Annotated in this window: 10 protein-coding genes, 1 rRNA gene and 1 pseudogene; 5 read left to right on the plus strand and 7 right to left on the minus strand. The window is 66.8% G+C overall.

Annotated features, from left to right (window positions below; translation table 11 throughout):
* Nucleotides 1–73 precede the first annotated feature (73 nt).
* The 3 genes from preA to WS61_RS08750 form a co-directional block, all read right to left on the minus strand.
* Nucleotides 74–1,390, minus strand: coding sequence for an NAD-dependent dihydropyrimidine dehydrogenase subunit PreA (gene preA, locus WS61_RS08740; protein ID WP_059500111.1), 1,317 nt, complete (start codon nt 1,388–1,390; stop codon nt 74–76).
* 52 nt (nt 1,391–1,442) lie between these two features.
* Nucleotides 1,443–2,780 (minus strand): NAD(P)-dependent oxidoreductase, encoded by a 1,338-nt coding sequence (locus WS61_RS08745; RefSeq protein WP_059500112.1) that lies wholly within the window; start codon nt 2,778–2,780, stop codon nt 1,443–1,445.
* A gap of 127 nt (nt 2,781–2,907) precedes the next feature.
* The gene (locus WS61_RS08750; RefSeq protein ID WP_034209427.1) at nt 2,908–4,188 is read right to left on the minus strand and encodes a Zn-dependent hydrolase; all 1,281 of its coding nucleotides are present in this window, start codon (nt 4,186–4,188) and stop codon (nt 2,908–2,910) included.
* A gap of 320 nt (nt 4,189–4,508) precedes the next feature.
* On the opposite strand from WS61_RS08750, the gene WS61_RS08755 reads away from it, so the two are divergent.
* Nucleotides 4,509–5,201, plus strand: coding sequence for a TetR/AcrR family transcriptional regulator (locus WS61_RS08755; protein WP_059500113.1), 693 nt, complete (start codon nt 4,509–4,511; stop codon nt 5,199–5,201).
* Between the two features lie 108 nt (nt 5,202–5,309).
* Here the strand turns inward: WS61_RS08755 and WS61_RS08760 are convergent, their stop codons facing one another.
* The 3 genes from WS61_RS08760 to WS61_RS08770 are packed head-to-tail and all read right to left on the minus strand — an operon-like array spanning nt 5,310 to nt 8,967.
* Nucleotides 5,310–6,500, minus strand: coding sequence for an acetyl-CoA C-acetyltransferase (locus WS61_RS08760; RefSeq protein ID WP_059500114.1), 1,191 nt, complete (start codon nt 6,498–6,500; stop codon nt 5,310–5,312).
* Between the two features lie 18 nt (nt 6,501–6,518).
* Nucleotides 6,519–7,286 (minus strand): 3-hydroxyacyl-CoA dehydrogenase, encoded by a 768-nt coding sequence (locus WS61_RS08765; RefSeq protein WP_059500115.1) that lies wholly within the window; start codon nt 7,284–7,286, stop codon nt 6,519–6,521.
* Nucleotides 7,287–7,299: 13 nt separating this feature from the next.
* Complete coding sequence (locus tag WS61_RS08770) at nt 7,300–8,967, minus strand: acyl-CoA synthetase (protein ID WP_059500116.1); 1,668 nt, start codon at nt 8,965–8,967, stop codon at nt 7,300–7,302.
* Nucleotides 8,968–9,110: 143 nt separating this feature from the next.
* Here WS61_RS08770 and WS61_RS08775 point away from each other — a divergent pair, with 143 nt between their 5' ends.
* The 4 genes and pseudogenes from WS61_RS08775 (at nt 9,111) to WS61_RS08790 (ending at nt 11,989) form a co-directional block, all read left to right on the plus strand.
* Nucleotides 9,111–10,115: an AraC family transcriptional regulator gene (locus WS61_RS08775; protein WP_059500117.1), complete on the plus strand. Its 1,005-nt coding sequence runs from the start codon at nt 9,111–9,113 to the stop codon at nt 10,113–10,115.
* Nucleotides 10,116–10,351: 236 nt separating this feature from the next.
* Nucleotides 10,352–10,951 (plus strand): hypothetical protein, encoded by a 600-nt coding sequence (locus WS61_RS08780; protein WP_059500118.1) that lies wholly within the window; start codon nt 10,352–10,354, stop codon nt 10,949–10,951.
* 54 nt (nt 10,952–11,005) lie between these two features.
* Nucleotides 11,006–11,377 (plus strand): nuclear transport factor 2 family protein, encoded by a 372-nt coding sequence (locus WS61_RS08785; RefSeq protein ID WP_059500119.1) that lies wholly within the window; start codon nt 11,006–11,008, stop codon nt 11,375–11,377.
* A gap of 146 nt (nt 11,378–11,523) precedes the next feature.
* A pseudogene (locus WS61_RS08790) lies at nt 11,524–11,989 on the plus strand (GNAT family N-acetyltransferase).
* A 172-nt stretch (nt 11,990–12,161) separates the two neighbouring features.
* Here the strand turns inward: WS61_RS08790 and rrf are convergent.
* A 5S ribosomal RNA gene (rrf, locus tag WS61_RS08795) occupies nt 12,162–12,274 on the minus strand.
* Nucleotides 12,275–12,518: the final 244 nt, after the last annotated feature.

Below are 12,518 nucleotides of genomic sequence, written 5' to 3' on the forward strand. Positions count from 1 at the left end.
CCGGCATCGTGCGATGCCGGCCCGGGGAAACGAAAAGCGGCGGCGCGGCACCTCCCGCGCCGCCGGACGCCGGTCAGGCCGCCTTCGCGTGCTTCTCGGGCGCGGCCGCCGGGCCGCCGCTCGCACCGGCATCCGCGCTCGCCGGATTGTTCGGATGCGTGGTCCAGTTCGCGTAGTCGCCCGAATCGACGCGCTCCATCGTGATGCATTGCTCGACCGGACACACATGCATGCAAAGATTGCACCCGACGCACTCCGAATCGATCACTTCGAAATGCCGCACGCCGTCCTTCGTCGCCGTGATCGCCTGATGCGACGTGTCCTCGCACGCGATATGGCACAGCCCGCACTGGATGCAGCGGTCCTGGTCGATGCGCGCCTTGATGTCGTACTTCAGGTTCAGGTATTTCCAGTCGGTCACGTTCGGCACCGCGCGGCCGCGGATGTCGTCGAGCGTCGCGTAGCCCTTCTCGTCCATCCAGTTCGACAACCCGTCGGCGAGATCCGACACGATCCGGAAGCCGTAATGCATCGCGGCGGTGCACACCTGCACGCTGCCGGCGCCGAGCACCATGAACTCGGCCGCGTCGCGCCATGACGAGATGCCGCCGATGCCCGAGATCGGCAGGTTCGGCGTTTCCGGATCGCGTGCGATCTCCGCGACCATGTTCAGCGCGATCGGCTTGACCGCCGGGCCGCAATAGCCGCCGTGCGTGCCCTTGCCGTCGACGGTCGGCACCGGCGCCATCTGGTCGAGATCGACCGCGACGATCGAGTTGATCGTGTTGATCAGCGACACGCCGTCCGCGCCGCCCTTGTACGCGGCGCGCGACCCCATGCGGATGTCGCTGATGTTCGGCGTGAGTTTCACGAGGCATGGCAGCTTCGTGCCTTCCTTCACCCAGCGCGTGACCATCTCGACGTATTCGGGCACCTGCCCAACCGCCGCGCCCATCCCGCGCTCGCTCATCCCGTGCGGGCAGCCGAAGTTCAGTTCGACCGCATCGGCGCCGGTATCCTCGACGAGCGGCAGGATCCATTTCCAGTCGCGCTCGTTGCACGGCACCATCAGCGACACGATCAACGCACGGTCCGGCCAGTCGCGCTTCACCTGCGCGATTTCTCTCAGGTTCACGTCGAGCGGACGGTCGGTGATCAACTCGATGTTGTTCAGCCCCGCGATGCGCTGGCCGTTCCACTGCACCGCGCCATAGCGCGAACTGACGTTGACGACGTGCGGATCGAGCCCGAGCGTCTTCCAGACGACACCGCCCCAGCCCGCCTCGAAGGCGCGATTGACGTTGTAGGCCTTGTCGGTGGGCGGCGCGGACGCCAGCCAGAAGGGGTTCGGCGAGGCGATGCCTGCGATGGTGCAGCGAAGATCGGCCATGTTCGGCTCCGTGAGAAGGGATCGTGTTCGGTGTGCCGGCGGTGTGCCGCGTTCAGGCCGCCTTCGCGGCGCGCGCGGCGAGCGCCGCGTCGATCGACGCGGCCGCGCGCTTGCCGTCCTGCACGGCCTGTACCGTGAGATCGACGCCGTCGGTCGCCGCGCAGTCGCCGCCCGCCCACACGTCCGGCAGTGCCGTGCGCCCGTCCGCATCCACCGCGATACGCGTGCCGTCCGCGGTCAGCAACATGGCCGCGATACCGTCCGGCACGAGCGTCTGGCCAATCGCCTTCAGTACCATGTCCGCGTCGACGGTGAAGCGCTCGCCCGATGCGGCCTCGAATTCGACACCGGTCACCTGCCCGTTCGTGCCCGCCATGCGCACCGGCTTCGCGTGCGTGACGAGCGTGACGCCGCTCTTCTGCGCGAACTCGCGCTCGGCCCACGTCGCGCTCATCGCGTCCACGCCGCGCCGGTACACCATCGTCACGCGCTCGGCGCCGAGCTTGCGGCTCTGCACCGCCGCATCGATCGCCGTATTGCCGCCGCCGATCACGACCACGCGCCGCCCGACCGGCACGTTCGCGAGCTCGTCGGCCTGCCGCACCTGCTCGATGAAATCGACCGCGTTCATCACGCCGCGCAGTTGCTCGCCGTCGATCGCGAGCGCACGCACGCCGCCGAGCCCCATCGCGAGGAATACCGCGTCGTGCTGCTCGCGCAGCGCGTCGAGCGTCACGTCGCGTCCGAGCGCCACGCCCGTTTCCAGCGCGATGCCGCCCACCGACAGCAGCCACTCGACTTCGCGTTGCGCGAAATCGTCGACGGTCTTGTATGCGGCGATCCCGTATTCGTTGAGGCCCCCGGCCTTCGGGCGCGCGTCGAACAGCGTGACGCGGTGCCCGGCGAGTGCGAGCCGGTGCGCGCACGCGAGCCCGGCCGGCCCCGCGCCGACCACCGCCACTTGGCGGCCCGTCTCGGGCGCGCGCCGGAACTGCACCGCGCCGGTCTGCATCACCCAGTCGGTCGCGTGCCGCTGCAGCGCGCCGATCGCGACCGGCTGCGCATCCTGATGGTTGCGCACGCATGCACCTTCACACAGGATCTCCGTCGGGCACACACGTGCGCACATCCCGCCGAGTGGATTCGCGGACAGGATGTCCATCGCCGCGCCTTTCAGGTTGCCGTTGCCGATCTTGCGGATGAAGCTCGGAATGTCGATCTGCGTCGGGCACGCGTTCACGCACGGCGCGTCGTAGCAGTAATGGCAGCGGCTCGCGGCGGCCGCCGCGGCAGTCGGATCGAGCAGCGGCGCGATATCGGCGAACTCGCACGAGAGTTGCGTGGACGACAGGCGATGCGCGGCGATATCGCCGGTTGGCTTGGTGGTCATACGCGTTCCTTCGACTGGGTGGAGACAAAGCCGTCCCCGCCGGCTGCGAATGCACAGTCGGGGCGGTCATGCTTAGGCCTGCGAATTTCAAACGACAGGCAGCCTCGCGGCTGCTACGGTCGGTCCGTCATGAAGCCGGCTCGCATGCGCGCGAGAGCATCGCGTGCAGCAGCACGTTCGCGCCAGCCTCGATCCATGCGGGCGTCGCGTCCTCGATCTCGTTGTGGCTGATGCCGTCGACGCAGGGCACGAACACCATCGACGTCGGCGCGACCTGCGCCAGATAGCACGCGTCGTGGCCCGCGCCCGACACGATGTCGCGATGCGAGTAGCCGAAGCGATCGGCCGCGTCGCGCACGGCCGCGACGCATGCGGGATCGAACGCAACCGGCTTGTAATAGAAAATCTGCTCGAGCTCGGTGTCGAGCCCGATGTCGGCCGCGATGCGCGCGACGCCGTCGCGCAGCGCCGCATCCATCTTCGCGAGCACCGCGTCGTCCGGATGACGGAAATCGACGGTGAAGAACACGCGGCCGGGAATCACGTTGCGCGAGTTCGGGTGGACCTGCATCATGCCGACCGTCGCGCAACCGAACGGCGCATGATCGAGGCCGATCCGGTTGACGAGATCGACCACGCGCGACGCGCCGAGCAACGCGTCGCGGCGGCGCGGCATCGGCGTCGGCCCCGCGTGCGCTTCCTGGCCGGTGAACGTGATCTCGTACCACCGCTGCCCCTGCGCGTCGGTCACGACGCCGATCGTCTTGCATTCCGCTTCGAGAATCGGGCCCTGCTCGATATGCAGCTCGAATGCCGCATGCAGCTTGCGCCCGCCGCACGGCACGTCGCCTGCGTAGCCGATGCGCGCCAGTTCCTCGCCGATCGTCTTGCCGTCGACGTCCTTGCGAGACAGCCCGTATTCGAGCGGAAACACGCCCGCGAACACGCCCGACGCGACCATCGCGGGCGCGAAGCGCGAGCCCTCCTCGTTGGTCCAGATCACGACCTCGACTGGATGCTCGGTCTCGATGCCGTGATCGTTGAGACTGCGAATCACCTCGAGGCCGCCGAGCACGCCGTAGATGCCGTCGAAGCGCCCGCCGGTCGGCTGCGAATCCGCGTGCGAGCCCGTGACGACCGGCGCCGCGTCGGCCACGCGGCCCGCGCGGCGCATGAACACGTTGCCCATCGTATCGACCGTCACCGTGCAGCCGGCGGCCTTCGCCCAGCCGACGATCAGGTCGCGGCCGGCCTTGTCGAGATCGGTCAGCGCGAGTCGGCACACGCCGCCTTTCGGTGTCGCGCCGATTTTCGCGACCTCCATCAGGCTCTCCCACAACCGCTTGCCGTCGACCTTGATCGACGTGTCGAAAGCTGCCCGCTTCACTGTTTCCGATACTGCGTTCATTCGTATCGCTCCTGTGGGGTCGGTGATGTCGTCGGCCCGGTCCGTGCCGGTGCACGCGAGGCCTGTTTCGGGGCACGCCGCCCGGATGCGGTGCATGCTCCGCCGGTTCGCGAAACGCGTTAAATCCTGTCCGATTGGACAGGTTTTAGACGATCAAAATGAGCAGCGCAACGTCTTTCTTGCGCGACGCACCTGAGCGAGAAACGTGCCATCGCAACGCAGCATCGTCGTGGAGCGGCGGCATCCCCGCGCGTGTGCGCGACGCGAATCAGCGGCTAGAATGAAGCCCAACGCGGCATGCCCGCCGCGCGAGGGTAACGATGAGACATGACGAGGCGACAATCGCAGCCACCGACCGGGACGAAACGCCGGCGCCTTTGCGGCGACGCAAGGCGCACATTCGCGAGTCCAACGAAGCGCATCTGCTCGCGTGCGCGGAAGCCGTATTCGCGGAACGCGGGCTCGCCGGCGCCAGCACCGCGATGATCGCGGAGCGCGCCGGCCTGCCGAAGGCGAATGTGCACTACTACTTCCCGACCAAGCTCGCGCTGTACCGCCGCGTGCTCGACGACCTGTTCGAGGACTGGCATCGCGCGGCCGGCTCGTTCGAGGCCGGCGACGATCCGGTGGAGGCGATCGGCGGCTACGTGCGCGCGAAAATGGCGCTGTCGCAGCGGCGCCCGCTCGGGTCGAAGGTCTGGGCCAACGAGATCATCCACGGCGCGGAGCACATGCAGGACATCCTGTCGCAACGCGTGAAGCCGTGGTTCGACACGCGCATCAAGGTGATCGAAGGCTGGATCGCGCGCGGCCTGCTCGCGCCGATCGACCCGCATGCGCTGATGTACCTGATCTGGGCGACCACGCAGCACTATGCGGATTTCGATGCGCAGATTCGCGCGCTGAGCGGCAAGCGCGCGTTCACGAAGAAGGCGTTCGACGAAAAGACCGAGCAGGTCGTGCAACTCGTGATTCGCGCGTGCGGCGCGGTGTCGCCGCATGCGAAGTCGTAACGCGACACGACGATCCGTCGAATAAAAACGGGCGGCGCGCACCACACGGGGATGTTCCGTGCGATGCGCGCCGCCCGTGTCGGCGCTGGCTTGCGTGCGAACGATGCGTTACGCGATGCGCTCGATCGCGACGGCCGTCGCTTCGCCGCCGCCGATGCACAGCGATGCGATACCGCGCTTCAGGCCATAGGTTTCGAGCGCGGCCAGCAGCGTCACCATCACGCGCGCACCGGATGCGCCGATAGGATGCCCGAGCGCGCACGCGCCGCCGTGTACGTTGACCTTCTCGTGCGGTAGGTCGAGGTCGCGCATCGCGGCCATCGGCACCACCGCGAACGCTTCGTTGATCTCGAACAGGTCGACGTCGCGCAGGTTCCAGCCGGTTTTCTCCGACAGCTTGCGCAGCGCGCCGATCGGCGCGGTCGCGAACAGGCCGGGCTTGTCCGCATAAGTCGAATGCCCGACGATCACGGCCTTCGGCGTGAGGCCGAGGCGCTCGGCTTCCGAGCGGCGCATCATCACGAGCGCGGCCGCGCCGTCCGAGATCGACGACGCGTTCGCGGCCGTCACCGTGCCGCCGTCGCGAAACGCCGGCTTCAGCGTCGGAATCTTGTCGAGTTTCGCCTTGCCCGGCTGCTCGTCGATCGACACGACGCTTTCCGTCTTGCCGGCCTTCACGGTCACCGGCGCGATTTCCGACACGAAGTGCCCTTCCGCGATCGCGCGCTGTGCGCGCGTGAGCGATGCAATCGCGAACGCGTCCTGCGCCTCGCGCGTGAACTGGTAGGCCTGCGCGCAATCCTCGGCGAACGTGCCCATCAGGCGGCCCTTTTCATAGGCGTCCTCGAGCCCGTCGAGGAACATGTGGTCCAGCACTTGCCCATGCCCCATGCGCATGCCCGCGCGCGCCTTCGGCAGCAGGTAAGGCGCATTCGTCATGCTCTCCATCCCGCCCGCCACGACGACGCCCGCCGACCCCGCCAGCAGCAGGTCGTGCGCGAACATCGCTGCCTTCATTCCCGAACCGCACATCTTGTTGACCGTGGTCGCGCCCGCCGCAAGCGGCAGTCCGGCCTTCAGCGCGGCCTGTCGCGCGGGCGCCTGGCCCTGGCCGGCCGGCAGCACGCAGCCGAACACGATTTCGTCGATGCGTTCGGCCGGCACGTTCGCGCGCTCGAGAGCGGCACGAATCGCCACCGCGCCGAGATCGCTCGCGCTGGCAGCCGCCAGGTCGCCCTGAAAACCACCCATCGGCGTGCGCGCCGCGCCCACGATTACGATCGGATCCTGAGTCGTCATGATTCGCTTCCTCCAGTGTCAGCGCGGTGCCATCCGCAACGCGCCATCGAGACGGATGACTTCGCCGTTCAGCATCGTGTTCTCGACGATGTGGCGCACCAGTGCCGCAAATTCTTCCGGGCGGCCGAGCCGCGGCGGGAACGGCACGCTCTTGCCGAGCGCGTCCTGCACATCCTGCGGCATGCCGGCCATCATCGGCGTCGCGAAGATGCCGGGCGCGACCGTCACGACGCGAATGCCGAAGCGCGCGAGCTCGCGTGCGATCGGCAGCGTCATGCCCACCACGCCGCTCTTCGACGCCGCATACGCGGCCTGTCCGATCTGCCCATCGAACGCCGCGACCGATGCCGTATTGACGATCACGCCGCGCTCGCCTTCCGCGTCGGCGTCCTGCTTCGACATCGCTTCGGCCGCCAGCCGGATCATGTTGAACGTGCCGACTAGGTTGATTGACACCGCGCGCACGAAGCGGTCGAGCGAATGCGGGCCGTCGCGGCCCACGACCTTCTCGCCCGGCGCGACGCCCGCGCAATTGACGAGCACGTCGACACGGCCGAACGCGTCACGCGCGGTGGCGACCGCCGCCTGACCGTCGGCTTCGCTCGTCACGTCGGTCTTCACGAACCGCGCGGCCTCGCCGAGTTCGTTCGCGAGGCTCGCGCCCGCTTCTTCGTTGACATCCAGCAGCACGGCCTTGCCGCCTTGCGCGACGACCATGCGCGCCACCGCGGCGCCGAGGCCGGAACCTGCGCCCGTAATCAGAAAAACGCGATCCTTGATATTCATTCGCAGTCCATAATCAGCGTTGAGCGGCCTTCTCGGCTTCCATCTTGCGCAACACGAAGCGCTGGATCTTGCCGCTCGGGGTTTTCGGCAGCGCGTCGACGAAGTCGATCGCGCGCGGATAAGCGTGAGCGGACAGCCGCCGCTTCACGTGCAGACTCAATTCCTCGGCCAGTTCCGGCGTGCCGTCGAACCCTTTCGACAGGACGACGAACGCCTTCACGATTTCAGTGCGCTCAGGGTCGGGTACGCCGATCACGGCAGCCTCGCTGACCGCCGGATGCTCGATCAGCGCGCTTTCCACGTCGAACGGGCCGATCCGGTAACCCGACGACGTGATCACGTCGTCCGAGCGCCCGATGAAGCTCACGGTGCCGTCCGGCTCCAGCTCGACGTTGTCGCCGGTCCGGTAGTAGCCGCCGGAGATCGCCGGCGTGTCCTGCTGCCAGTAGCCGGAGAACCACAGCAGCGGCGAGCGCGCGATGTCGATCGCGAGGGTGCCCGGCTCGCCGGGGCCGAGCTCGCGGCCGGCTTCGTCGAGCACCGCGACACGATAGCCGGGCAGCGCGAGGCCGGCCGAACCGACGTGCACGACATGCGTGAGGCCGTGATGGTTGTTCACGACCATGCCGAGTTCGGTCTGGCCGTAGTGATCGTGGATCGGCGCGCCGAGCGCCGCGTGGAACCAGCGCACGACTTCCGGATTCAGCGGTTCTCCCGCGCTGCTCACCACCCGTAGTTGTCCCTTCACGCGCGCGGCCGCTTCCGTCCCGGCCGCCATCAGCATCCGGTACGCGGTAGGCGAACCCGCGAGGCTCGTGATGCCGAGCCGTTCGATCACGTCGTACGTGCTCTCGACCGTGAAGCCGCCCTCGTAGAGCGTCGTTGCATGACCGAGCAGCAACGGGCCCGTGATCGCGTAATAGAGGCCGTACGCCCAGCCCGGATCGGCGATATTCCAGAACCGGTCGGCGGCGCGCAGGTCGACCGCTTCGCGCATGTACGCGCCGAACGCGAGCAACGCATACAGCGGCACCGGCACGCCCTTCGGCAGACCTGTCGTGCCCGACGTCGACATCATCATGAACAGGTCCGCCCCCTTGCGCAGCACAGGCTCGAATCTATCGGGCTGCACATCGAGCGCCGCCCGGAAATCGATGTCGCCGTCCGGTAGCATGTCGCTCGCTTCGCACACCGTCGCCACCGGCGGGCAATCGGCGATTTCTCCGAGCTTCATGCGATTCGCGACGTTGGTCACGACGAGCCGCGCACCGCTCATGCGCAGCCGATGCTCGATCGCCTTCGGGCCGAACGCCGTGAACAGCGGCTGGTACACGGCGCCCGCGCGCCACGTGCCGAGGATCGTCGCGACGAGCTCCGGCGTGCGCGGCAGCAGGCCGGCCACCACGTCGCCCGGCTTCACGCCCTGGGCGACGAGCAGGTTAGCGACCCGGGCCGACAACGCCTGCATCTGCGCGAACGTGAAGCGGTGGTGCTGCCCGGCGGCGTCGATCCAGTCGAGCGCGATCGCGTCCGCCTTCGCGTGGCGGTCGCAGCATTCGACACACGCGTTCAGGCCGCGCTCCAGATCGCCGCTCAGTTGCGCGGCGGCGGTCTCGATACTGAACCGGGCCACGGCGTCGGCATAGGCCGGCACCGGCCGGGCGGTAGCTCCTTCGGGCATGCGCGTCTCCTGTTCGTTATGGCCGCCGTCGAGCCAGGGCGCGACGGGGATACATCGATAGTAGACAGCCGCTACATTGCAATCAATGACAAACGGAATCTAGAATCGTGATCGCTTTTGCCATGTCGGGAGGACGCGGGAAAATGGGGCCGCAGATGATTTCGCCGGATTTCGTCGACGATGCGCTCGCGTGCCTGCGCCAGCATGGTCTGCCTACCGCGCCCGTGCTTCGCGCCGCCGGGCTGCCGGCCGCCGTGCGCGAGCCCGTCACGCCGCAACAGTACGGCCGGCTGTGGCTGGCGATTGCCGGCGCGCTCGATGACGAATTTTTCGGGCTCGCCGCGCGCCCGATGCGGCGCGGCAGTTTCACGCTGCTGTGCCATGCAGTGCTGCATGCCGGCACGCTCGACAAGGCGCTGCGGCGCGCGCTGCAGTTCCTGCGGGTCGTGCTCGACGAGCCGCACGGCGAGCTCGTCGTGGCGGACGGGCAGGCGCAGATCGTGCTGGCGCAATCGGGCGCGCCGTACCCGGCGTTTGCGTACCGGACGTTCTGGCTGATCCTGCTCGGCGTCGCGTGCTGGCTGATCGGCCGGCGCATCCCGCTGCAGCGCATCGATTTCGCGTGCCCGAGCCCCGGCCAGCGCAGCGACTATCACCAGTTCTTCGGCGTGCCCGTGCATTTCGATCGGCCCGACAGCCGGCTCGCGTTCAATGCCGCCTACCTCGCGCTGCCGACGATCCGCTCGGAGCAGGCGCTGAAGACCTTCCTGCGCGGCGCGCCCGGCAATCTGCTCGTGCGCTACCGGCACGACACGGGCTGGGTCGCGAAGACGCGCGCGCACCTGAAGGCGCGGCCGGCCGCCGAGTGGCCCGACTTCGACACGCTGGCCGTGTACCTCGACACGACACCGGCGACGCTGCGACGGCGTTTGCGCAGCGAAGGGCAAAGCTTCGCGGCGATCAAGGACGAGTTGCGCGGTGCGCTCGCGCAGTCGCTGCTGCGCGGGCACACGCTGAGCGTCGCCGAAATCGCGGCCGAGCTCGGCTTCACCGAGCCGAGCGCGTTTCATCGCGCGTTCCGGAAATGGACGGGCACGAGCCCCGGCGCATTTCGGCGCGACGTGCATGCGGCGAAGGCGGAATCGTGAATGCCGGCGGACGCGGAGCGTCTCGTCGTGTGCCGTCGATACGCCCGGCTCTGCCTCCAGCCCCTTGTGCAAGGTCTGCTCGCCGAGACAGTTCTCGAGCGTCTTCAGCACGTGGCCGCCCTTGCGTTCCGGTGGGATTCTGCGTAGCGCTCACCGCACCACGGAGCGTGGCATGACGTTGCACCCCGTTCCGTCAGACCACATACTGGTCGGCCCGTCCGAACGAGGTTGCGTCGATGGTGAATACCGCTGAGAGCGCCGCTTCGATCTTCGGCGCGATCGGAACGGCCGTGTCGTTGCTGGCAGCGATTCCTTACGCGCTCGCGATCTACCGGTGCACCGTCCGCCCGCATCTGTTCACGTGGCTCGTGTGGTCGGTCGTCACGGCGATCGCGGCCGCCGGCCAGTTCGTCGCGGGCGCGGGACCGTCCACATGGTGCACGGCAGCGATTGCCGTCACATGCTTTCTGACGCTGATCGCCAGCCTGTTTCGCGGCGAGCGCGGCTGGACGGGCCTCGACTGGTTGTTCCTGTGCGCGGCGCTATCGGCCATTCCGCTGTGGATGCTGACCGACGATCCGACTGTGTCGATCTGCCTGGTTACGCTGATTGAGCTTGCCGGCCTCGGCCCGACCGTGCGCAAGACGATCCGCGATCCGTGGAGCGAGAGCCTCGCCTATTTCGCGCTGTGCGTACTCAAGTACGCGCTGGCGTTGCTGGCGCTGAGCACGTGGAGTGTCGCGGTCGCGTTCTATCCGGCCGTCAACCTCATCGCGTCGATCGGCATCTGCCTGGTGATGCTCATCCGGCGTCAGTCGTTGTCGAATGCGCGGTAGGCTGCGTTCGTCGTCGCCGTACCGCTTCCCTTCCGAAATGATGCGAGGCCTGACATGGATGCAATCCGTACCGTCATCGAACCCAGCGAAACCGCGCTGCGCGCCGCGATGCTGGCCAACGATGTCGACGTGCTCGACGCGCTGCTCGACGACGATCTGGTGTTTACAGTCCCGACCGGCCAGGTCATCTCGAAAGAGGACGATCTGGCCGCGCATCGCGCGAAGCTTCTGCGTCTCGACACACTCGATGTTCACGAAATGCGCGCATGCGCGATCGACGGGATGATCCTGACCACGACACGCGCGACCCTCGCCGGTCATTTCGATGGCACGGCATTCGCCGGCACGTTTGCCTATACGCGCCTGTGGCGTCGATCGGGCGCCAACTGGCGCGTCATCGCCGGGCATGCATCGCAGATCATGTAGCTGCGCCGAGCGTGTGCGGATGAGCCGCGGCAAGCAATGCTGCTGCGAGCGGCCCGGCTGTCGATCGAGCGGTGAGACGCCGCGATCCGGATGATGCACTGATGAAATCGCCGACCATGGTGGTATCGGCCATGACGAGAGTCGAAATGAACGAGCTATTTACCGTGCGTCCTGCGCGTGCCGCGGACGCGGACGAACTCACGCAATTGGCGCGTCTTTCGAAGGCGCATTGGGGCTATCCGAAGGAATGGCTCGACTTGTGGCAAAACGATCTTACGATTTCGCCGGAGACGATCGAAGGAGCGATCGGTTACGTCGCGGAATCGGGCGAGTCGATCATCGGGTTCTGGGTCCGAGCATCATTGGATTCGGATGGACCGACGCCCGGATGGTTATTCGTTCATCCCGATCACATGGGCCAGGGCATCGCCCGTGCGCTGTGGGAATCAGTTCAGGCCGAAGCCGCTGCGAGAGGAATCAAAAGCTTCGTGATCGAAGCGGATCCCAATGCTGCGCCGTTCTATCTGGCGCTGGGAGCTGAAAAGATTGGCGAACAGGAATCGAGCGCCATTCCGGGCAGATTTTTTTCCGATCTTGCGGATCACGGTCTGACGAGGGGGATGCGGCGGAGAAATATCGGAATTCGGTCGGTCGGACTAGCGGCATGACGACGTTTTCTACGCTCCAGGCTCATGCTGTATAGCGCTTCGCCGGACCAAGTGCATTTCCGCCGCGCAAATGCAAAAACCCCCGCCTTGTCGGGCGGGGGTTTCTGGCTTAGGGAGCCTGACGATTACCTACTTTCACACGGGAATCCGCACTATCATCGGCGTAGAGTCGTTTCACGGTCCTGTTCGGGATGGGAAGGGGTGGGACCGACTCGCTATGGTCATCAGGCAAAGAGGGTTGTTGCGTTGCTTCGCAGCGCAACCAATCTTGGAAGAAGCAGTAATTTTGGGTTGTGAGCTGTATCTCACACGTATGCGGTACTTCAACCGTCGTACGTCGAGTGCCTTGCACTCGACGCTCGATGTCCGTAAGCGCTAAAGCGCTAACGGGCATCGAGACAGACTTGTTATAGGATCAAGCCTTACGGGCAATTAGTATCGGTTAGCTGAACGCATTACTGCGCTTACACACC

Source organism: Burkholderia sp. ABCPW 11 (genome assembly GCF_001523445.1).
In the GTDB taxonomy this organism is placed as follows: Bacteria; Pseudomonadota; Gammaproteobacteria; order Burkholderiales; family Burkholderiaceae; genus Burkholderia.

What these genes read in the sequence shown, in the direction of transcription:
- WS61_RS08780 (WP_059500118.1), top strand. Translation starts at nt 10,352, where the DNA reads ATGGTGAATACCGCTGAGAGCGCCGCTTCGATCTTCGGCGCGATCGGA.
- WS61_RS08765 (WP_059500115.1), bottom strand. Translation starts at nt 7,286, where the DNA reads ATGAATATCAAGGATCGCGTTTTTCTGATTACGGGCGCAGGTTCCGGC.
- preA (WP_059500111.1), bottom strand. Translation starts at nt 1,390, where the DNA reads ATGGCCGATCTTCGCTGCACCATCGCAGGCATCGCCTCGCCGAACCCC.
- WS61_RS08785 (WP_059500119.1), top strand. Translation starts at nt 11,006, where the DNA reads ATGGATGCAATCCGTACCGTCATCGAACCCAGCGAAACCGCGCTGCGC.
- WS61_RS08745 (WP_059500112.1), bottom strand. Translation starts at nt 2,780, where the DNA reads ATGACCACCAAGCCAACCGGCGATATCGCCGCGCATCGCCTGTCGTCC.
- WS61_RS08770 (WP_059500116.1), bottom strand. Translation starts at nt 8,967, where the DNA reads ATGCCCGAAGGAGCTACCGCCCGGCCGGTGCCGGCCTATGCCGACGCC.
- WS61_RS08760 (WP_059500114.1), bottom strand. Translation starts at nt 6,500, where the DNA reads ATGACGACTCAGGATCCGATCGTAATCGTGGGCGCGGCGCGCACGCCG.
- WS61_RS08750 (WP_034209427.1), bottom strand. Translation starts at nt 4,188, where the DNA reads ATGAACGCAGTATCGGAAACAGTGAAGCGGGCAGCTTTCGACACGTCG.
- WS61_RS08775 (WP_059500117.1), top strand. Translation starts at nt 9,111, where the DNA reads ATGGGGCCGCAGATGATTTCGCCGGATTTCGTCGACGATGCGCTCGCG.
- WS61_RS08755 (WP_059500113.1), top strand. Translation starts at nt 4,509, where the DNA reads ATGAGACATGACGAGGCGACAATCGCAGCCACCGACCGGGACGAAACG.